The organism is Mesorhizobium sp. M1066, from assembly GCF_040318635.1.
GTDB lineage: Bacteria > Pseudomonadota > Alphaproteobacteria > Rhizobiales > Rhizobiaceae > Mesorhizobium.
The window spans coordinates 1-21,396 of sequence record NZ_JAMYMR010000061.1; the positions used below are offsets into that span (position 1 = coordinate 1).

At 62.0% G+C, this 21,396-nt stretch carries 18 protein-coding genes and 1 tRNA gene; 17 read left to right on the forward strand and 2 right to left on the reverse strand.

Features of this window, described 5'->3' with window-relative positions:
• The 13 genes from NKH52_RS33295 to NKH52_RS33355 form a co-directional block, all read left to right on the forward strand.
• On the forward strand, positions 1–92 hold a 92-nt coding region (locus NKH52_RS33295; protein WP_023785181.1), incomplete at its 5' end, for an EF-Tu C-terminal domain-related protein.
• Positions 93–247: 155 nt separating this feature from the next.
• Positions 248–1,885, forward strand: coding sequence for a COG3904 family protein (locus NKH52_RS33300; protein WP_352736539.1), 1,638 nt, complete (start codon positions 248–250; stop codon positions 1,883–1,885).
• A gap of 102 nt (positions 1,886–1,987) precedes the next feature.
• Positions 1,988–2,470, forward strand: a complete 483-nt coding sequence (locus tag NKH52_RS33305) for a group II truncated hemoglobin (RefSeq protein WP_352736537.1) — start codon at positions 1,988–1,990, stop codon at positions 2,468–2,470.
• 150 nt (positions 2,471–2,620) lie between these two features.
• Positions 2,621–2,696 (forward strand) — tRNA-Trp (locus NKH52_RS33310).
• A 396-nt stretch (positions 2,697–3,092) separates the two neighbouring features.
• Complete coding sequence (secE, locus tag NKH52_RS33315) at positions 3,093–3,296, forward strand: preprotein translocase subunit SecE (RefSeq protein WP_013531408.1); 204 nt, start codon at positions 3,093–3,095, stop codon at positions 3,294–3,296.
• 27 nt (positions 3,297–3,323) lie between these two features.
• On the forward strand, positions 3,324–3,851 hold the full coding sequence (nusG, locus tag NKH52_RS33320) for a transcription termination/antitermination protein NusG (protein ID WP_013531409.1): 528 nt from the start codon (positions 3,324–3,326) through the stop codon (positions 3,849–3,851).
• Positions 3,852–4,009: 158 nt separating this feature from the next.
• On the forward strand, positions 4,010–4,438 hold the full coding sequence (gene rplK, locus NKH52_RS33325; protein WP_013531410.1) for a 50S ribosomal protein L11: 429 nt from the start codon (positions 4,010–4,012) through the stop codon (positions 4,436–4,438).
• A gap of 4 nt (positions 4,439–4,442) precedes the next feature.
• Positions 4,443–5,141, forward strand: a complete 699-nt coding sequence (gene rplA, locus NKH52_RS33330) for a 50S ribosomal protein L1 (protein ID WP_127260185.1) — start codon at positions 4,443–4,445, stop codon at positions 5,139–5,141.
• A 392-nt stretch (positions 5,142–5,533) separates the two neighbouring features.
• Positions 5,534–6,052 (forward strand): 50S ribosomal protein L10, encoded by a 519-nt coding sequence (gene rplJ / locus NKH52_RS33335; protein ID WP_013531412.1) that lies wholly within the window; start codon positions 5,534–5,536, stop codon positions 6,050–6,052.
• A 54-nt stretch (positions 6,053–6,106) separates the two neighbouring features.
• Complete coding sequence (gene rplL, locus NKH52_RS33340) at positions 6,107–6,484, forward strand: 50S ribosomal protein L7/L12 (protein WP_027038853.1); 378 nt, start codon at positions 6,107–6,109, stop codon at positions 6,482–6,484.
• A 251-nt stretch (positions 6,485–6,735) separates the two neighbouring features.
• The gene (rpoB, locus tag NKH52_RS33345) at positions 6,736–10,872 is read left to right on the forward strand and encodes a DNA-directed RNA polymerase subunit beta (RefSeq protein ID WP_352736535.1); all 4,137 of its coding nucleotides are present in this window, start codon (positions 6,736–6,738) and stop codon (positions 10,870–10,872) included.
• Positions 10,873–11,004: 132 nt separating this feature from the next.
• Positions 11,005–15,201 (forward strand): DNA-directed RNA polymerase subunit beta', encoded by a 4,197-nt coding sequence (gene rpoC / locus NKH52_RS33350; protein WP_024505639.1) that lies wholly within the window; start codon positions 11,005–11,007, stop codon positions 15,199–15,201.
• Between the two features lie 81 nt (positions 15,202–15,282).
• Positions 15,283–15,948 carry an O-methyltransferase gene (locus tag NKH52_RS33355; RefSeq protein WP_352736533.1) on the forward strand — a complete coding sequence of 222 codons (666 nt, stop codon included), beginning with the start codon at positions 15,283–15,285 and terminating at the stop codon, positions 15,946–15,948.
• A gap of 33 nt (positions 15,949–15,981) precedes the next feature.
• Here the strand turns inward: NKH52_RS33355 and NKH52_RS33360 are convergent, their stop codons facing one another.
• Together NKH52_RS33360 and NKH52_RS33365 are read right to left on the reverse strand one after the other, a co-directional pair.
• Entirely contained in the window at positions 15,982–16,908 is a 927-nt protein-coding gene (locus NKH52_RS33360) for a Gfo/Idh/MocA family protein (RefSeq protein ID WP_352736531.1), read from the reverse strand.
• A 184-nt stretch (positions 16,909–17,092) separates the two neighbouring features.
• Positions 17,093–17,374, reverse strand: coding sequence for a transcriptional regulator (locus NKH52_RS33365; protein ID WP_013531420.1), 282 nt, complete (start codon positions 17,372–17,374; stop codon positions 17,093–17,095).
• A 496-nt stretch (positions 17,375–17,870) separates the two neighbouring features.
• Here NKH52_RS33365 and rpsL point away from each other — a divergent pair, with 496 nt between their 5' ends.
• The 4 genes from rpsL to NKH52_RS33385 form a co-directional block, all read left to right on the forward strand.
• A complete protein-coding gene (rpsL, locus tag NKH52_RS33370; RefSeq protein WP_006333356.1) occupies positions 17,871–18,242 on the forward strand; it encodes a 30S ribosomal protein S12 in 372 nt (123 codons plus the stop codon).
• A 76-nt stretch (positions 18,243–18,318) separates the two neighbouring features.
• Positions 18,319–18,789, forward strand: coding sequence for a 30S ribosomal protein S7 (gene rpsG / locus NKH52_RS33375; RefSeq protein ID WP_008875664.1), 471 nt, complete (start codon positions 18,319–18,321; stop codon positions 18,787–18,789).
• A 29-nt stretch (positions 18,790–18,818) separates the two neighbouring features.
• A complete protein-coding gene (gene fusA / locus NKH52_RS33380) occupies positions 18,819–20,909 on the forward strand; it encodes an elongation factor G (protein ID WP_023762913.1) in 2,091 nt (696 codons plus the stop codon).
• A gap of 99 nt (positions 20,910–21,008) precedes the next feature.
• A partial coding sequence (locus NKH52_RS33385; protein ID WP_352968418.1) for a GTP-binding protein occupies positions 21,009–21,396 on the forward strand: 388 nt, incomplete at its 3' end.

The window sequence follows — 21,396 nt, forward strand, 5'->3', positions numbered from 1 at the left end:
TGCCGATCGCCATGGAAGAGAAGCTGCGCTTCGCCATCCGTGAAGGCGGCCGCACCGTCGGTGCCGGCATCGTCGTCACCATCAAGGAATAATCGAGGCCGGCATTCGCCGGATCGACAAGAACAGGGCGGTCTTCGGGCCGCCCTTTTTTGTTTGCCGGGCTATCGGCTGCCGCCCCGTCGCTCGGACCCTGTTGCAAGGCTCCGGGCCTCGACTAGTATAGGTTGCATCGAGAGGCTTTTTCCAAATGGTTCCAAGGCGGTATTTTCATCGTCGGGCATTGTGGCCGCTGGCATTGATCTGCCTGCTGGCATTGCTTGCCGCGGACCCATTAGCCTTTGCGGCGGATGCGGCGCCGGATCTTGGGCCGACGATGCGGTTCGGCATTGTCCGCAGCAACGCACCGGGGTGCGAGCCGATCTGCCCGGAATGGATATCGGCCGAGGGCTCGATAGAAGCCGGAACTCCGGCGCTCTTCAAACGCATGCTGAAGACGCTTGGCGGCCGGAAACTGCCTGTTGTCGTGGATTCTCCCGGCGGCAATGTCGAGGCGGCGCTGACGCTTGGCCGGCTGATCCGCAAGAACAAGCTCGATATCGCCATCGGCAAGACGGTGTTTTCCAGCTGCCAGCCCGGTGCGAAGGGGTGCCAGGACCGTGACGCCCGCTACTTCGGCGATGTCATCGACTATGGCGCCATGTGCAATTCCGCCTGTCCTCTGATGTTTGCCGGCGGTATCAGGCGGGTGGCCGGCGAATGGGCCTATCTCGGCGTCCATCAGATCACCACGACCTACATCCGTACGAAATTGCAATACCGGACCACCTATCGCGTCGTGGGGGGCAAGAAGAAGATCCTCAACACAAAGATCGTCAGCCGCAAGAACGCCGGCAGCTACAAGACCTACGAGATGAGCAAGGCGGTGGAGAAAAAGCTGGCGGCCTACCTGGACCAGATGGGCATCGAACAAAGCATGCTCGAAACGATGAAGGGCACCCCGGCCAGCGAAATCCACCAGATCGCCCTCGACGACATGCTGGCAATGAAGCTGGTCACCAGTACGGACGCTGTTGGCCTGCTGATCGCGGCAAGCCTGTGCGAGCCCGGCCGCCTGGCCGCGAATTGCCGGGAGGTGCCGGGGAACAAGCCTGATGGCCTGACGGCGATCGCGGCCAAGCCAACGCCGCCAGCGATCGAAGCCGAGGCGGCGCGGCGCGATGAAGACATGCGCTTCGTCGTCGTTCGCGGCACCAATCCGCTCTGCAATCCAGACTGCCCGGAATGGATCTCGGCGGAAGGCGCGATCACTCCCCGGACCCCGCAGAAGCTGCGCCAGCTGCTCGCCATGCTCGGTAAACGGCAACTGCCTGTCGTGATCAGCTCGAGGGGAGGCGACCTGTTCAGCGCCCTGGCGGCGGGACGGCTTATCCATGAAAAGAAGCTCGACGTCGCCGTTGGCCGCACCGATTTCGTCGGCTGTGACCCGGGAGCGTGGAATTGCCTGGCCAAAGAGGGCGCCTATGCCGGGCTGAGCATCGATGCGGGCGTGGAGTGCGATTCGGCCTGCGCGCTGATGCTTGCCGGCGGCATCAGGCGGCTTGTCGGTCAGGCGCGACTTAGCCTCTACCCGATGCGGCAAAAGCAGATGGTCAAGGCCTATCTCGAGGAGATGGCGATCGGTCCCGCCCTGTTCGCGGCGATCGAGCGGCGCTCGGTCGAGCGCCGGCTGGAACCCGGCATGATGCTGAAGGTCGGCCTGACGACCGGCCTGCAATCGGTCGACGCGCTGACCGGTGCCACCATTTGCGAGGCGGTGCCAAGACCCGAGAATTGCCGGATCCGGCCTTCCGCCAATGCCGAGGCTGACGCGCCGGCCAAATTGTAGTGTGCGGCGGAGCCGGAAACTGGCCATCGAGGCAGGTTGAGCCGCTTCCGATTGTTCCGCTATCGTCGCTGCTGGCGGCGCCAGGCAGGCGGAGGATCGAGAATGAGCCAGGATATACCGACACTCTACGAATGGGCCGGCGGCAGCGAGGCCCTGAACCGGCTGACCCAGACTTTCTATGACAAGGTGGCGCAGGACCCGATCGTCGGGCCGGTGTTCAAGACTATGTCGCCGGATCATCCCGCCCATGTCGCGGCCTTCATCGGCGAGGTTTTCGGCGGACCGAAAACTTACAGTGAGCAGTTCGGCGGCCACCGCGAGATGGTCATGCACCATCTGGGCAAGCATCTAACGGAGGAGCAGCGCCGGCGCTGGATCAGCCTCCTGGCCGATGCAGCCGACGCGGCCGGCCTGCCTGACGATCCGGAATTCCGTTCGGCCTTCATGGGCTATGTCGAATGGGGATCGCGGCTGGCCAAGATGAACTCCAACCTCGGCGAGACATGCGATCCGCAGACGGAACCGATGCCGGCCTGGGGCTGGGGCGTGCCGGGCGGCCCCTATAAGCAACCGGGTACGAAGTAGCTTCGGCGGCTATGTCGTTGCCGAACGACCCTTGTTGTCAGCCATCCCGATTTCTGGCGCAGGGATTAAGGCGCGTTTGCTTGCGAACCGCTCTTTACAGAGCGTGCGGAAGCTTTTAGGAAGCGCCTTCTGCGCCGACATGCGCACGATACGGGCATAGCTCAGTTGGTAGAGCGGCGGTCTCCAAAACCGCAGGTCGTAGGTTCGAGCCCTGCTGCCCGTGCCATTTCTTGGAATGGCACTCAACGCAATGTTTCGTCATTCGAAATGGCGTTTCAAAACGATATTTCCATGGTGTGGCCTTTGAAAATCGGCGACCCGCTTGCCATATAGGGTCGATTGGGGCATAAGAGCGCCATAGCCGGGACGGAACGACTGGATGGTTCCGAGGCGGTGTTTGGTCATAAAGCGGAGACTTGCCACTTGCGTGGATCAAGAATCGGTTTTATGTAGACGAAACAGACACGCGACGCGTGGAGCTGGGAAGCCGGCTTTACGCGTCTGATTTGCATGGGCGAAATGATTGCGCTGATTCGGCGCGAGATTGGGCTCAGGCGGCACGTCCCGGCCAGCGGGATCATCCAGGAGACCCGGCCAACGGGTCTTGAAGACAGAGCGGCATATGGCTTCGAAAACCACAAATCCTTTCGTCTTTCTCCAGCAGGTCCGCGCGGAGACCGCCAAGGTGACTTGGCCGTCGCGGCGCGAAACGATGATCTCGACCGTGATGGTTCTAGCCTTCGCAGTGATCGCGATGATCTTTTTCTTCACCGCCGATCAGCTCATGGGCCTTGCGGTCGAACAGATTCTGGGCATCGGACGCTAAGTCCGGCGATTACGGAGAAGTCTTGAAATGACCGCGCGCTGGTACATCGTCCACGCCTATTCGAACTTTGAAAAAAAGGTCGCCGAGGATATCGAGAACAAGGCCAAGCAGAAGGGCCTGTCCGCCGACATCCACCAGATCGTGGTTCCGACCGAGAAGGTCGTCGAAGTTCGCCGCGGCCGCAAGGTCGATGCCGAGCGCAAGTTCTTCCCGGGCTATGTGCTGCTGAAGGCCAATTTGACCGACGCCGTGTTCTCGCTGGTCAAGAACACACCGAAGGTCACCGGCTTCCTGGGTGACTCCAAGCCGGTGCCGATCACCGAGGCGGAAGCGCAGCGCATCCTGAACCAGGTGCAGGAAGGCGTCGAGCGGCCCAAGCCCTCGGTCACGTTCGAGATCGGCGAGGCGATCCGCGTTTCGGATGGTCCCTTCGCGTCGTTCAACGGTTTCGTCCAGGAAGTGGACGAGGAGCGGGCGCGGCTCAAGGTGGAAGTTTCGATCTTCGGGCGCGCCGTGCCGGTCGATCTGGAATTCGGGCAGGTCGAAAAGGGCTGATCCGAAATCCCTGACGCCGGTTTGGCGATCAGGGGAGGCGGCGCGGAAGCGCGGCCTGAGAACGGTGGGAGACGAATGCGGCTTTAGCCGGCCGCATGGATCGCACCACCAGACTGCAACCGCCGGCATGACCGGCATAGACAAAGGCAGGAAAAGAGATGGCTAAGAAAATTGCAGGCCAGCTCAAGCTCCAGGTGAAAGCGGGATCGGCTACGCCGTCTCCCCCGATCGGCCCGGCGCTTGGTCAGCGTGGCATCAACATCATGGAATTCTGCAAGGCGTTCAACGCGCAGACCCAGGAAATGGAAAAGGGATCGCCGGTTCCGGTAGTCATCACCTACTATCAGGACAAGTCCTTCACCTTCGTCATGAAGACGGCGCCGGTGAGCTACTTCCTGAAGAAGGCGGCGAACCTGACGTCCGGTTCCAAGGAGCCGGGCAAGGTCAAGGCCGGTACGGTTTCGCGTGACAAGGTCCGCGAGATTGCCACCGCGAAGATGAAAGACCTGAACGCAAACGACGTCGAAGCGGCCATGCGCATGGTCGAGGGCTCCGCCCGCTCGATGGGTCTGGAAGTGGTGGGCTAAGATCATGGCAAAGATTGCAAAGCGTGTATCGAAGACCCGCGAAGGCATCGATCCCAACAAGGCTTATGCCCTGGGTGATGCGCTGAAGCTGCTCAAGGACCGTTCCTCGGTGAAGTTCGATGAGACCATCGAAGTCGCCATGAACCTCGGCGTCGACCCGCGCCATGCCGACCAGATGGTCCGCGGCGTGGTCAACCTGCCGAACGGCACCGGCCGCTCGGTGCGTGTCGCCGTGTTCGCCCGTGGCGACAAGGCCGACGAAGCGCGCGCCGCCGGCGCCGACATCGTTGGCGCCGAGGATCTGGTCGACATCGTCCAGAAGGGCACGATCGATTTCGATCGCTGCATCGCCACGCCGGACATGATGCCGCTGGTCGGCCGTCTGGGCAAAGTGCTCGGCCCGCGCGGCATGATGCCGAATCCGAAGGTCGGCACTGTCACCACAGACGTTGCCGCCGCCGTCAAGGCATCCAAGGGCGGCGCCGTCGAGTTCCGTGTCGAGAAGGCTGGCATCGTCCATGCCGGCGTCGGCAAGGTCTCGTTCGACGTCAAGGCTCTGGAAGAGAACATCCGCGCCTTCGCCGATGCGGTGACCAAGGCAAAGCCGACTGGCGCCAAGGGCAACTACGTCAAGAAGGTGTCTGTCACCTCGACGATGGGCCCGGGCCTCAAGCTCGACGTCGCGACGCTCACAGCGTCCTGATACGAACATTTGGATCGGCCGCTAAAGCCTGATCCGCAAGTGAATTCCGGGCCTCCGACTTGTCGGCGGCCCGGTACCGGAAGCCGAGAGGCTTCCGGACATCCTGTCCGAGATTGCAGGCGGCCCAGAAGCCTTAATTCGATTTGGGCCTGCATGAGACGGGTGAAGACCGGACAACGGAGCGATTGCTCCAATGAAAGGTTCGAACCGTGTTTGCCTTTTGTCTGCGCATCGCCGGCTTGACTGTCGATGTGGCGAAAGGGGGCAGGATCCTCGAGCGTCGTTCGGGAGATCCGTTACTGGATGGCCCGGCCGACAAAAGGCAACCCGACGCCTGTCCTCGTCAATGGGATGTTCCCGTTAACAGGATTGGGGTCAACTGGAGATAGGCAGTGGACAGAGCGGAAAAACGCGAACTCGTCACGGGCCTGAATGGTGCGTTCTCGAACGCAGGTTCAGTGGTCGTGGCCCACTACGCCGGTATCACCGTCGCGCAAATGAACGACCTTCGGTCGAAAATGCGCGCCGCCGGTGGCACCGTCAAAGTCGCGAAGAACCGTCTCGCCAAAATCGCTCTTCAGGGCACGGACTCCGCATCGATCATCGAGCTGTTCAAGGGACAGACGCTGATTGCTTATTCGGAGGATCCGATTGCGGCGCCGAAGGTCGCGTCCGATTTCGCCAAGGGAAATGACAAGCTCGTCATTCTCGGCGGCGCAATGGGCACCACCTCGCTCAATGCCGACGGTGTGAAGGCACTCGCCACACTTCCGTCGCTCGATGAGCTGCGCGCCAGGCTGGTTGGCATGATCGCCACGCCGGCAACCCGGATCGCCCAGATCGTCAATGCGCCAGCGGCCTCGGTCGCGCGCGTCATCGGCGCTTACGCCCGGAAGGACGAGGCGGCATGAGGCCGTTCCTCGCTATCACAAACACACGTTCGAACCTTATGAAGGAACACAACAATGGCTGATCTCGCAAAGATCGTAGACGACCTTTCGAAGCTGACCGTCCTCGAGGCGGCCGAGCTGTCGAAGCTTCTGGAAGAAAAGTGGGGCGTTTCCGCCGCTGCTCCGGTGGCTGTTGCCGCCGCTGGTGGTGGTGCGGCCGCAGCTGCTCCGGTCGAGGAAAAGACGGAATTCGACGTCGTCCTCACCGAGGCAGGCGCTCAGAAGATCAACGTCATCAAGGAAGTCCGCGCCATCACCGGTCTTGGCCTCAAGGAAGCCAAGGATCTGGTCGAAGCGGCTCCGAAGCCGGTCAAGGAAGCCGTTTCCAAGGCCGACGCTGACAAGTTCAAAGCCCAGCTGGAAGCAGCCGGCGCCAAGGTCGAACTGAAGTAAGCGTTAAAGCGGCGGACGGCCTCGCGCCGTCCGCCACTCCCTTCGCCCGAAGGGAGAGCGCGCAACGCGAGATCTACGAGAACCTCTTTCCTGAGGGCCGAAAACCGGCCTTCAGGAAACGGGTTTTCTCCCGTTCTAGCCGGCCGCCGACAGGCGCCGGGAAAACAGACAGAGGGTTGCCGCCAAGGTGGCCCAGCATGCAAGGCGAGCCGCGGCGAGGCTCGTCCCGAGTTTAGAGCTAAGGAGCGACGATGGCCCAGACCCAGACTTTCAATGGCCGCAGACGCGTACGCAAGTTCTTCGGAAAGATTCCGGAAGTTGCGGAGATGCCGAACCTGATCGAGGTTCAGAAGGCATCCTATGACCAGTTCCTGATGGTGGCGGAGCCCAAGGGTGGGCGTCCGGACGAGGGACTGCAGGCCGTTTTCAAGTCGGTCTTCCCGATCTCCGATTTTTCCGGCTCCTCGATGCTGGAGTTCGTGAAGTATGAGTTCGAAGGACCGAAATTCGACGTTGACGAATGCCGTCAGCGCGATCTCACCTATGCCGCGCCGCTCAAGGTGACGCTGCGCCTCATCGTGTTCGATATCGACGAGGATACCGGCGCCAAGTCCATCAAGGACATCAAGGAGCAGGACGTCTACATGGGCGACATGCCGCTCATGACGCTGAACGGCACCTTCATCGTCAACGGCACCGAGCGCGTCATCGTTTCGCAGATGCACCGTTCGCCGGGCGTCTTCTTCGACCATGACAAGGGCAAGTCGCACTCGTCGGGCAAGCTTCTGTTTGCCGCGCGCGTCATTCCCTATCGTGGCTCGTGGCTCGATATCGAGTTCGATTCCAAGGACGTCGTGCACGCCCGCATCGATCGCCGCCGCAAGATTCCGGTGACGTCGCTGCTGATGGCGCTCGGCATGGACGGCGAAGAGATACTGTCGACCTTCTACAACAAGATCACCTACAAGCGCGCCGGCGACCATTGGCGCATTCCGTTCAACGTCGAGCGTTTCCGCGGCCTCAAGGCCGTCGGCGACCTGGTCGATGCCGATACCGGCGAAGTCGTCGTCGAAGCCGGCAAGAAGATCACCGCACGCCAGGCTCGGGCGCTTGGCGAAAAGGGTCTCAAGGCGATCAAGGCGACCGACGAGGACCTGCTCGGCAACTATCTGGCCGAGGACATCGTCAACTACGCCACCGGCGAGATCTTCCTCGAGGCCGGCGACGAGATCGACGAGAAGACGCTGAAGGTTCTGCTCGGCACCGGCGAAGACGAGATCAAGGTTCTCGACATCGACCACGTCAATGTCGGCGCTTATATCCGCAACACGCTCAACGTCGACAAGAACGAGAGCCGCCAGGACGCGCTGTTCGACATCTATCGTGTCATGCGCCCCGGCGAGCCGCCGACGCTCGAAACCGCCGAAGCCATGTTCAACTCGCTGTTCTTCGACAGTGAGCGTTACGATCTGTCGGCCGTTGGCCGCGTCAAGATGAACATGCGCCTCGAACTCAAGGCCGAGGACACCGTGCGTGTGCTGCGCAAGGACGACATCCTGGCCGTGGTCAGGACGCTGGTCGAACTGCGCGACGGCAAGGGCGAGATCGACGACATCGACAATCTCGGCAACCGCCGCGTGCGTTCGGTCGGCGAGCTGATGGAAAACCAGTACCGCGTCGGCCTGCTGCGCATGGAACGCGCGATCAAGGAGCGTATGTCCTCGATCGAGATCGACACGGTCATGCCGCAGGACCTGATCAACGCCAAGCCGGCGGCTGCCGCCGTGCGCGAGTTCTTCGGTTCCTCGCAGCTGTCGCAGTTCATGGATCAGACCAACCCGCTGTCGGAGATCACCCACAAGCGCCGCCTCTCGGCGCTTGGACCGGGCGGTCTGACCCGCGAGCGCGCCGGCTTCGAAGTGCGCGACGTGCACCCGACGCATTACGGCCGCATCTGCCCGATCGAGACGCCGGAAGGCCCGAATATCGGTCTGATCAACTCGTTGGCCACCTTCGCACGCGTCAACAAGTACGGCTTCATCGAGAGCCCGTACCGCAAGATCGTCGACGGCAAGCTGACCAATGACGTCGTCTATCTCTCGGCGATGGAAGAGGCCAAGCACCACGTCGCGCAGGCCAACGCCGAGCTCGACAAGAACGGTGGTTTCGTCGACGAATTCGTCATTTGCCGCAGTGCCGGCGAAGTGATGATGGCGCCGCGCGAAAACGTCGATCTGATGGACGTGTCGCCCAAGCAGATGGTGTCGGTGGCCGCGGCCCTGATCCCGTTCCTGGAAAACGACGACGCCAACCGCGCTCTGATGGGCTCGAACATGCAGCGTCAGGCCGTGCCACTGGTGCGCGCCGAGGCGCCGTTCGTCGGCACCGGCATGGAGCCGATCGTCGCCCGTGACTCAGGCGCCGCCATCGGCGCCCGCCGCGGCGGCATCGTCGACCAGGTGGATGCGACGCGTATCGTTATCCGCGCCACCGAAGATCTCGATCCGGGCAAGTCCGGCGTCGATATCTACCGGCTGATGAAGTTCCAGCGTTCGAACCAGAACACCTGCATCAACCAGCGTCCGCTGGTTCGCATGGGCGACCGGGTCAACAAGGGCGACATCATCGCCGACGGTCCGTCGACCGAGCTCGGCGATCTGGCGCTCGGCCGCAACGTGCTGGTCGCGTTCATGCCGTGGAACGGCTATAACTACGAGGACTCGATCCTCCTGTCCGAACGCATCGTCGCCGATGACGTCTTCACCTCGATCCACATCGAGGAGTTCGAGGTCATGGCGCGCGATACCAAGCTCGGGCCGGAGGAAATCACGCGTGACATTCCCAATGTCTCGGAAGAAGCGCTGAAGAACCTCGACGAAGCCGGCATCGTCTACATCGGAGCCGAAGTTCAGCCGGGCGACATCCTGGTCGGCAAGATCACGCCGAAGGGCGAAAGCCCGATGACGCCGGAAGAAAAGCTTCTGCGCGCCATCTTCGGCGAAAAGGCATCCGATGTGCGCGACACCTCGATGCGCATGCCTCCGGGCACCTTCGGCACCGTCGTCGAGGTGCGCGTGTTCAATCGCCACGGTGTGGAGAAGGACGAGCGCGCCATGGCGATCGAGCGCGAGGAGATCGAACGCCTGGCCAAGGACCGCGACGACGAGCAGGCCATTCTGGACCGTAACGTCTACGCGCGTCTTTCCGACGTGCTCGTCGGCAAGGAAGCGATCGCCGGACCGAAGGGCTTCAAGAAGGGCTCGACGCTTTCCAAGGATATGCTCGACGAGTATCCGCGTTCGCAGTGGTGGCAGTTTGCCGTGGAGAACGAAAAGCTCCAGAGCGAACTGGAAGCGCTGCGTGGCCAGTACGACGATTCCAAGAAGGCGCTCGAACAGCGTTTTATGGACAAGGTCGAGAAGGTCCAGCGCGGCGACGAAATGCCTCCGGGCGTCATGAAGATGGTCAAGGTCTTCGTGGCCGTGAAGCGCAAGATGCAGCCCGGCGACAAGATGGCCGGCCGTCACGGCAACAAGGGTGTCGTGTCGCGGATCGTTCCGGTCGAGGACATGCCTTTCCTCGAGGACGGCACGCATGCCGATATCGTGCTCAACCCGCTGGGTGTGCCGAGCCGCATGAATGTCGGCCAGATCCTGGAAACGCATCTGGGCTGGGCATGCGCGGGCATGGGCAGGAAGATCGGCGAGCTGATCGACACGTACAAGGCAGCCGGCGACATCAAGCCGCTGCGCAAGACGCTCGAGAGCTTCATCCCGGCCAACGACCGCAACGAGCCGGTTCGTGACTATGACGACGAGAGCATCGTTCGCCTCAGCGAGCAGATGCGCCGCGGCGTCTCGATCGCGACCCCGGTGTTCGACGGCGCGCACGAGGCTGACATCAACATCATGCTGGAGCAGGCGGGCCTGCACACCAGCGGTCAGTCGCAGCTCTATGACGGACGCACCGGCGAGCCGTTCGATCGCAAGGTGACGATGGGCTACATATATATGCTCAAGCTTCACCATCTCGTGGACGACAAGATCCACGCGCGTTCGATCGGTCCGTACTCGCTCGTCACCCAGCAGCCGCTGGGCGGCAAGGCGCAGTTCGGTGGCCAGCGCTTCGGCGAGATGGAGGTCTGGGCGCTCGAAGCATACGGCGCCGCCTACACGCTGCAGGAAATGCTGACGGTGAAGTCCGACGACGTCGCCGGCCGTACCAAGGTCTACGAGGCGATCGTCAGAGGCGACGACACCTTCGAGGCCGGTATCCCCGAGAGCTTCAACGTTCTCGTCAAGGAAATGCGGTCTCTCGGCCTCAATGTCGAGCTGGAGAACACCAAGCTCGACGACAACCCTGTCCGGCTGCCCGACGCGGCCGAGTAAACAAGACGCTCGGTCGCGGAAATCGCGACCGAGCGCACCAAATTCTTCGGCCGGTGGCCGACACACGACGGCGGGCGTTTGGCTCGCGACTAGATGCAAGGGGTCTTCGAGGATCCCGAAAAGGAGAACGGCATGAACCAAGAGGTCATGAATCTCTTCAATCCGCAGGCGCCTGCGCAGGTGTTCGATTCCATCCGGATATCGCTTGCCAGCCCTGAGAAGATTCTGTCCTGGTCTTTCGGCGAGATCAAGAAGCCGGAGACCATCAACTACCGCACCTTCAAGCCGGAGCGTGACGGTCTGTTCTGCGCGCGCATTTTTGGCCCGATCAAGGACTATGAGTGCCTGTGCGGCAAGTACAAGCGCATGAAGTACAAGGGCGTCATCTGCGAGAAGTGCGGCGTCGAAGTCACGCTGTCGCGCGTTCGCCGCGAGCGCATGGGCCATATCGAACTGGCGGCACCGGTCGCCCATATCTGGTTCCTGAAGTCGCTGCCGTCGCGCATCGGCACGCTGCTCGACATGACCCTGAAGGACATCGAGCGCGTCCTCTACTTCGAGAACTACATCGTCACTGAACCTGGCCTCACCGCGCTGAAGGAGCACCAGCTGCTCAGCGAGGAAGAGTACATGATCGCCGTCGACGAGTATGGCGAGGATTCGTTCACCGCCATGATCGGCGCCGAGGCCATTCACGACCTTCTGGCCGGCATGGACCTGGAGAAGATCGCCGGCGACCTGCGTTCGGAACTGGCTTCGACCACCTCCGAGCTGAAGCAGAAGAAGTATCTGAAGCGGCTCAAGGTCGTCGAGAACTTCATGGAATCCGGCAACCGTCCGGAATGGATGATCATGAAGGTGGTTCCGGTGATCCCGCCGGACCTGCGTCCGCTGGTTCCTCTGGATGGTGGACGCTTCGCCACGTCGGATCTGAACGACCTCTATCGCCGCGTCATCAACCGCAACAATCGTCTGAAGCGGCTGATCGAGCTGCGCGCCCCCGGCATCATCGTGCGCAATGAAAAGCGCATGCTGCAGGAAGCCGTCGATGCGCTGTTCGACAACGGCCGTCGCGGCCGTGTCATCACCGGCGCCAACAAGCGCCCGCTGAAGTCGCTGTCCGACATGCTCAAGGGCAAGCAGGGCCGGTTCCGTCAGAACCTGCTCGGCAAGCGCGTCGACTATTCCGGCCGCTCGGTCATCGTGACCGGTCCGGAGCTCAAGCTGCACCAGTGCGGCCTGCCAAAGAAGATGGCGCTCGAACTGTTCAAGCCCTTCATCTATGCCCGTCTCGACGCCAAGGGTTACTCCTCGACGGTCAAGCAGGCGAAGAAGCTGGTCGAGAAGGAACGTCCGGAAGTCTGGGATATCCTCGACGAGGTCATCCGCGAGCATCCGGTGCTGTTGAACCGCGCGCCGACGCTGCACCGTCTCGGCATCCAGGCGTTCGAGCCGATCCTGATCGAAGGCAAGGCGATCCAGTTGCACCCGCTGGTCTGCACGGCCTTCAACGCCGACTTCGACGGCGACCAGATGGCCGTTCACGTTCCGCTGTCGCTGGAAGCGCAGCTCGAAGCCCGCGTGCTGATGATGTCGACCAACAACATCCTGCACCCGGCTTCCGGCGCGCCGATCATCGTGCCGTCGCAGGACATGGTTCTGGGTCTCTACTATCTCTCGATCGTCAACCAGAACGAGCCGGGCGAAGGCATGGTGTTTGCCGATATGGGCGAACTCCAGCACGCGCTCGAGACCAAGGCGGTGACGCTGCACTCCAAGATCAAGGGTCGTTTCCGTACGGTCGACGCCGAAGGCAAGGTCGTGTCGAAGATCCATGACACCACGCCTGGCCGCATGATCATCGGCGAGCTTCTGCCGAAGAACGTCAACGTGCCTTACGAGACCGCCAACCAGGAGATGACCAAGAAGAACATCTCCAAGATGATCGACACCGTCTACCGCCATTGCGGTCAGAAGGAGACGGTCATTTTCTGCGATCGCATCATGGCGCTCGGCTTCAGCCATGCCTGCCGTGCCGGCATTTCGTTCGGCAAGGACGACATGCTGATCCCGGATGCCAAGATCAAGCTGGTCTCCGACACCGAGGCTTTGGCCAAGGAATACGAGCAGCAGTACAATGACGGTCTGATCACGCAGGGCGAGAAGTATAACAAGGTCGTCGACGCCTGGGCCAAGTGCTCGGAAAAGGTCGCCGACGAGATGATGGCCCGCATCAAGGCGGTCGAGTTCGAGGACAATGGCCGTCAGAAGCCGATGAACTCGATCTACATGATGTCGCACTCCGGTGCGCGTGGCTCGCCCACCCAGATGCGTCAGCTCGCCGGCATGCGCGGCCTTATGGCCAAGCCGTCGGGTGAAATCATCGAGACGCCGATCATCTCGAACTTCAAGGAAGGCCTGACCGTGCTCGAGTACTTCAACTCGACCCACGGCGCCCGCAAGGGTCTGGCCGACACCGCCTTGAAGACGGCGAACTCGGGTTACCTCACCCGTCGTCTGGTCGACGTGGCGCAGGACTGCATCGTCAACTCCGTCGACTGCGGCACCGACAAGGGCCTCACCATGCAGCCGATCGTCGATGCCGGTCAGGTCGTCGCTTCGGTCGGCCAGCGCGTGCTGGGCCGTACGTCGCTCGACGACATCACCCATCCGGTGTCGGGCGAGATCCTGGTCAAGGCCGGAACGCTGATGGACGAGCGTGACGTGGAACAGATCGAAAAGGCCGGCGTCCAGTCGGTCCGCATCCGCTCGGCACTGACTTGCGAAGTCAGGGTTGGCGTCTGCGCGGTCTGCTACGGTCGCGATCTGGCCCGCGGCACCCCGGTCAACCAGGGTGAAGCCGTCGGCGTCATCGCGGCGCAGTCGATCGGCGAGCCGGGTACCCAGCTCACCATGCGTACCTTCCACATGGGCGGTACCGCGCAGGTCGTGGACAGCTCGTTCCTTGAAGCCTCGTATGAGGGCAAGGTCGAGATCCGCAACCGCAACGTGGTGCGCAACTCCGACGGCCAGCAGATGGTCATGGGCCGCAACATGGCGGTGCTGATCCTCGACGAAGCCGGCAAGGAGCGCGCCTCGCACCGTCTCACCTATGGTTCGCGCATCTTCGTGGACGATGGTGACAAGGTGAAGCGCGGCCAGCGTATCGCCGAGTGGGATCCCTATACCCGTCCAGTCCTCACCGAAATCGAGGGCAGGGTGTCGTACGAGGATCTGGTCGACGGCATTTCCGTTCAGGAAACGGCCGACGAGTCGACCGGCATCACCAAGCGTGAGGTCATCGACTGGCGCTCGACGCCACGCGGCAACGACCTGAAGCCGGCGATTGCGATCCAGGACGCCAAGGGCAAGGTCGGCAAGCTGTCGAAAGGCGGCGACGCCCGCTTCCTGCTCTCGGTCGAGGCCATTCTTTCGGTCGAGCCGGGTTCGCAGGTTCGTCCCGGCGACGTGCTGGCGCGTATTCCGATGGAAAGCGCCAAGACCAAGGACATCACCGGCGGTCTGCCGCGTGTTGCCGAGTTGTTCGAGGCACGTCGTCCGAAGGATCACGCCATAATCGCCGAGATCGACGGCACGATCCGCTTCGGCCGCGACTACAAGAACAAGCGTCGCATCATCATCGAGCCGCATGACTCGACGCTTGAGCCGGTCGAATACCTGATCCCGAAGGGCAAGCCGTTCCATCTCCAGGACGGCGACGTCATCGAGAAGGGCGACTACATCCTCGACGGCAATCCGGCGCCGCACGACATCCTGGCGATCAAGGGCGTGGAGGCACTTGCTTCCTACCTCGTCAACGAGATCCAGGAAGTCTATCGTCTGCAGGGCGTGTCGATCAACGACAAGCACATCGAGGTGATCGTTCGCCAGATGCTGCAGAAGGTCGAGATCACGGTGCAGGGCGACTCGACCTACATCCCGGGCGATCATGTCGACGTGATCGAACTGGAAGAAGTCAACGAGCGTCTGGTCGAGGACGGCAAGAAGCCGGCCGAAGGCCTGCCGGTGCTGCTCGGCATCACCAAGGCATCGCTGCAGACGCCGTCCTTCATCTCGGCCGCCTCCTTCCAGGAGACGACCCGAGTGCTGACGGAAGCTGCTGTTGCCGGCAAGACCGACATGCTGCAGGGCTTGAAGGAAAACGTCATCGTCGGCCGGCTGATCCCGGCCGGTACCGGCGGCACGATGAGCCAGATCCGGCGCATCGCCACCTCGCGCGACGAACTGATCATCGACGAGCGCCGCAAGGCCTCGGGTGTGGAAGTCGCCGAGCCGATGCTGGCCGACATGACAACCGCCGCGCAGTAAGCGGACGGAAAGAGAAGAGGAAAAGGGGCCGAATGGCCCCTTTTCGCGTTTAGGTCTCCAATTGGATCGGAGAAGAAAACGATGAGCAAAAGAAGCTGGGCGGCAGTCGACGACTACATCGTCGGTTCCCTGTTTGAGGCGGACCCCGTGCTTGATGCCGTTCTGGCGGCCAACCACGATCAGGGCCTGCCGGCGATCGACGTGTCGCCGGCGCAGGGCAAGTTGCTTTCCCTTCTTGCGCGGATGCGGGGAGCCAAGAAGGTTCTCGAAATCGGCACGCTGGGCGGCTATTCGACCATCTGGATGGCGCGCGCACTGCCTGCCGACGGCAAGATCGTGACGCTTGAACTCGATCCGCACCATGCCGCTGTCGCGCGATCGAATTTCGAGCGGGCAGGCGTCTTGGAGCGGGTGGAACTGCGGGTCGGTCCGGCGCTTCAGTCGCTTGCAGCACTTGGCGCCGAGCATGCCGGTCCATTCGACTTCATCTTCATCGATGCCGACAAGCCGAACAATCCGCACTACCTATCCTGGGCCATGCGGTTGGCGCGGCCCGGAACCGTCATCGTCTGCGACAACGTCATACGCGACGGTGCCGTGGTGAATGAAGATGGCCGCGACGCCAATGTCGAAGGGGCACGCGCCGCATTCTCGTTCATCGGCAGCGAGAAGCGTCTGGACGGCACCGCCATCCAGACCGTTGGCGCCAAGGGCTATGACGGCTTTGCCATTGCGATCGTGGAGTGACGGCCGATCGGCGAACAGCCAAGCCGTCCCTGTTCAATCGAAGAACGCCTCGACCACGTTGCGCTTGCCGAGCATGAAGGCGTCGGCGACATGCTGCAGGGGCGCGAGGTCGACATCTGAGGTCCCGGCACGCACGATCTCGGCGAAGCGCTTGTAGAGCATCGGGTACTCGGCCTCCGGCTCGTCATGAACTACCTTGCCGTCGATGGCGAGCTTCGACCCGCCGCCCGACAGCACCATGGCGCCCTTGTCGGTCTCGGCCAGGATGTCCCAGCTTTGCGGGCCGGTCTGCAGCCAGTCGAGATCCATCGTCACCGGCAATCCATTCGAGGTGCGGAATGTGACGCGCGCGGCAACCGGGGAGGCGCGGTTTTCGGGAAAATCCAGCACCGCCGAGGTGATGAACATCGCCGGCAGGATGTGGGTCGCGATCGACAGCGCGTTGATGCCGGGATCGAAGACGCCGAAGCCGCCGGGAGCCCAGATCCATTCCTGGTTCGGGTGCCAGCGGCGCACATCTTCCTTCCAGTTGATGGCGGCCGAGCGGATGCGGGCTGAACTTAGAAAAGCACGCGCGGCCTCGACCGCCGGCGCATAGCGCGAGTGCCAGCTGGCGAACAGCGAGACGCCGTTCTGCGCGGCCAATGTCTTGAGGTCCTCGACCTCGCTGACAGTGGCGCCAGGCGGCTTCTCCAGGAAGACATGTTTCTTCGCCATCAGCGCGGTGCGCGCCGCGTCGTAGCGGAACTGGGGCGGCATGCAGAGCGATACGGCCTCGAGTTCGGGCACGGCATCGAGCATGGCTTCGATATCAGGGAAATTGGGGATGTCATCCACCTTGCCATGCCGGCTTGCGGCCGCGATGAGGCGATAGTCCTGATCCTTCGCCAGGGCCGGCAGGTGCTGGTCGCGGACGATCTTGCCGATGCCGACGATGCCTATCTTGATGGGCTGGGACACGGCCGCTCCGTCTGTTTGATGATGGTGATGGTTTCTTATCAGAACACTTGCCCCGGGCAAGCCGAAGCCGAGCAGCCAAGCTCAGCCTTCCTCGAGCGGCAGTGCACATTTTTGTCGGCTGCGAAGGCCTCGGTCGCCGATTCGTCTCTGTAGCCGATTCGAAAGCTGGACCGAGAGGTCGGGGTCAGATCGGCACGTCGAAGGTAACGATCGACACTTCGCCTTCGAGCGCGCCCTGGAAGGCGGAAATATGCGGCTCTTCGTCGGGGATGCCGTCCATGTCGCCGATCTGGTCGAGCTCCGCCTCGGCGTACCCTTCGGCGGCAAGCGATTCGAGTGCCCGGCGCACCGCCGAATCGTCGTCGGGCGCGACCAGCATGACGTGGACGCCTTCCGGTTTGCCGCCTTTTTTCTTCCACACCCGGCCGGTGATGATGGTGACCGGGCGTTCTTCGTTGTCGTTCACGGGCCGATTCCTCTTGGCAGCGGGTGGGCGGGCGAGGGGGGTTTGACTGCTCATGCGGCCTTTTCGCATGAAGCAAGGCCGCGCAACAGCGCAAACCCATTCACTTTGCCTGAGGCTTGTCACTTTCTTCCTCGCTCTTGCAAAAATGCGAAAGAAAATTACATGCGGTTTTCGCATGGCTGCCAAGCCTTGGTCGGCGCGCAATATTTGGTGCTCCGGGCTTGACGGTCCGCAGTCTTACGAGTAGAAGCCGCCCAGTCAGAACCGATGTGAGGCTCTCCCTTCCGAAGCGACACGCTTTGGAGTTTGCCTCAAACAGGGTTCGTTTTACGAGCGAAAAGACATTTCCGGCGTGCACGAAGCGGCTTCCGCTTCCTCTGCCTTTTGTTCGGGCAAGACCGCGAGGCGCGGTTTATGGCCCGAATTTGCGTATGGAAATGACGCTTTGAGCGGCCCTGACCGGGCGAGACACGGAATTGAGAGACAAGAGGGTTTAATGCCTACCGTCAACCAGCTGATCCGCAAGCCGCGCATTGCGCCGGTGAAGCGCAACAAGGTCCCGGCCATGCAGCAGAACCCGCAGAAGCGGGGCGTCTGCACGCGCGTCTATACAACGACGCCGAAGAAGCCGAACTCGGCGCTGCGCAAGGTGGCCAAGATCCGCCTGACCAATGGTTTTGAAGTGATCGGGTACATCCCCGGCGAAGGCCACAACCTTCAGGAACACTCCGTGGTCATGATCCGCGGCGGCCGCGTCAAGGATCTTCCGGGCGTTCGCTACCACATCATCCGCGGCGTGCTCGACACGCAGGGTGTGAAGAACCGCAAGCAGCGCCGTTCGAAGTACGGCGCCAAGCGTCCGAAGTAAGGGGCGTCCGAAGTAAGATTTTCCGGCCTTGGCGCTTCTTGAGTGCGTCGGGCTATGAGATTGAGAGACAAAAGCCATGTCGCGTCGTCACAGTGCAGAAAAGCGTGAGATCAATCCGGACCCGAAGTTCGGCGATCTGATCGTCACCAAGTTCATGAACGCCGTCATGTATGACGGCAAGAAGTCGGTCGCCGAGACCATCGTCTACGGCGCGCTCGACCAGGTTCAGTCGAAGACCAAGCAGGAGCCGGTCACCGTCTTCCATCAGGCGCTCGACAATGTCGCGCCGCATGTTGAAGTGCGTTCGCGTCGTGTCGGTGGCGCCACCTACCAGGTTCCGGTCGACGTGCGCCCCGAGCGCCGCCAGGCATTGGCCATTCGCTGGCTGATCGCGGCGGCCCGCAATCGCAACGAGACCACGATGGTCGACCGCCTCTCCGGCGAGCTGATGGATGCGGCCAACAACCGCGGCACGGCTGTCAAGAAGCGTGAAGACACCCACAAGATGGCTGAAGCCAACCGCGCTTTCGCGCACTACCGCTGGTAAAGCGCGAACGAGACTGAGAGGCAGCTACGATGGCCCGCGAATACAAAATCGAAGACTACCGCAATTTCGGTATCATGGCGCATATTGACGCCGGCAAGACGACGACCACCGAGCGTGTCCTCTACTACACGGGCAAGTCGCACAAGATCGGCGAAGTCCACGACGGCGCTGCCACCATGGATTGGATGGAGCAGGAGCAGGAGCGCGGCATCACCATCACGTCCGCCGCGACCACGACCTTCTGGAAGGCTCGTGACGGCAAGATGCACCGCTTCAACATCATCGACACCCCCGGCCACGTCGACTTCACCATCGAAGTCGAGCGTTCGCTGCGCGTGCTCGACGGCGCCATCGCGCTGCTCGATGCCAATGCCGGCGTTGAGCCGCAGACCGAGACCGTCTGGCGCCAGGCCGACAAGTATCGCGTTCCGCGCATGATCTTCTGCAACAAGATGGACAAGATCGGCGCCGACTTCTATCGCTCGGTCGAGATGATCGGTTCGCGCCTCGGCGCGCATGCCGTTGTCATGCAGCTGCCGATCGGCGCCGAGACCGAGTTCAAGGGTGTCGTCGACCTCGTCGAGATGAATGCGCTGGTCTGGCGCGACGAGACGCTGGGCGCTGCCTGGGATGTCGTCGAGATCCCGGACGACCTCAAGGCTCGTGCCGAAGAATACCGCGAGAAGATGATCGAGGCCGCCGTCGAAATGGACGAGACGGCGCTTGAGAATTACCTCGAAGGCAAGATGCCGTCGAATGACGAGATCCGTGCGCTGATCCGCAAGGGCACCATCGCGGTGAAGTTCTACCCGATGTTCTGTGGCTCGGCCTTCAAGAACAAGGGCGTGCAGCCGCTGCTCGACGCCGTCGTCGAATATCTGCCGTCGCCGGCCGATGTTCCCGCCATCAAGGGCGTCGATGCCAAGACCGACGCCGAGATCGAGCGTCACGCCGACGACAACGAGCCTCTGTCGATGCTCGCCTTCAAGATCATGAACGACCCGTTCGTCGGTTCGCTGACCTTTGCCCGCATCTATTCGGGCAAGCTCACCAAGGGCATCTCGGTCGACAACACCGTGAAGGGCAAGAAAGAGCGCATCGGCCGCATGCTGCAGATGCATGCGAACTCGCGCGCCGACGTCGAAGAGGCTTTTGCCGGCGACATCGTTGCTCTTGCCGGTCTCAAGGACACGACCACCGGCGACACGCTGAGCGATCCGCTGCATCCGGTCATTCTCGAGCGCATGGAATTCCCCGATCCGGTCATCCAGATCGCCATCGAGCCGAAGACCAAGAACGACCAGGAAAAGATGGGCCTCGCCCTTCACCGCCTGGCCGCCGAGGATCCGTCCTTCCGCGTCAAGACCGACGAGGAAAGCGGCCAGACCATCATTTCCGGCATGGGCGAACTTCACCTCGACATCATCGTCGACCGTATGCGTCGCGAGTTCAAGGTCGAGGCCAATGTCGGCGCACCGCAGGTGGCTTATCGCGAGACGATCACCCGCAGGCACGAACAGGATTACACGCACAAGAAGCAGACCGGCGGTACCGGTCAGTTCGCTCGCGTCAAGATCGTCTTCGAGCCGAACCCGGACAGCAGCGAGTTCGAGTTCGAGACCAAGATCGTCGGCGGCGCCGTGCCGAAGGAATACATCCCGGGTGTCGAAAAGGGCATCAACAGCGTCATGACCTCGGGTCCGTTCGCGGGCTTCCCGATGATCGGCGTTAAGGCGACCCTGATTGACGGCGCCTACCACGATGTCGACTCCAGCGTTCTGGCCTTCGAAATCGCCGGCCGCGCCTGCTTCCGTGAAGCAGCGCCCAAGCTTGGCGTGCAGCTGCTGGAGCCGATCATGAAGGTCGAAGTGGTGACGCCGGAAGACTACGTCGGCAGCGTCATCGGCGATCTGAACGGTCGTCGTGGCCAGATTCAGGGTCAGGAAGCGCGCGGCGTTGCCGTTGTCATCAACGCGATGGTGCCGCTCGCAAACATGTTCAAGTATGTCGACAACCTGCGCTCGATGAGCCAGGGCCGTGCGGCCTACACCATGCAGTTCGATCACTACGAGCCGGTTCCGACCGCAGTGGCCCAGGAAGTCCAGAAGAAATACGCGTAAGGGTTCCTTAGCCACCGGCGTCGCGTCCCTTGCGCGGTGCCGGATCTGAAGAGCGAATAACAATTTCCCCCAAGCGGGTAGAATAGACGGAGAACGATTATGGCCAAAGGTAAATTCGAGCGTAACAAGCCTCACGTGAACATCGGCACGATTGGCCACGTCGACCATGGCAAGACGTCGCTGACGGCGGCGATCACCAAGTATTTTGGCGAATACAAGCGCTACGACCAGATCGACGCCGCCCCTGAAGAAAAGGCGCGCGGCATCACGATCTCGACGGCACACGTCGAATACGAGACGGCTGCCCGCCACTACGCTCACGTCGACTGCCCCGGCCACGCCGACTATGTGAAGAACATGATCACCGGTGCCGCGCAGATGGACGGCGCGATCCTGGTTGTTTCGGCTGCCGACGGCCCGATGCCGCAGACCCGCGAGCACATCCTGCTTGCCCGTCAGGTCGGCGTGCCGTCGATCGTGGTGTTCC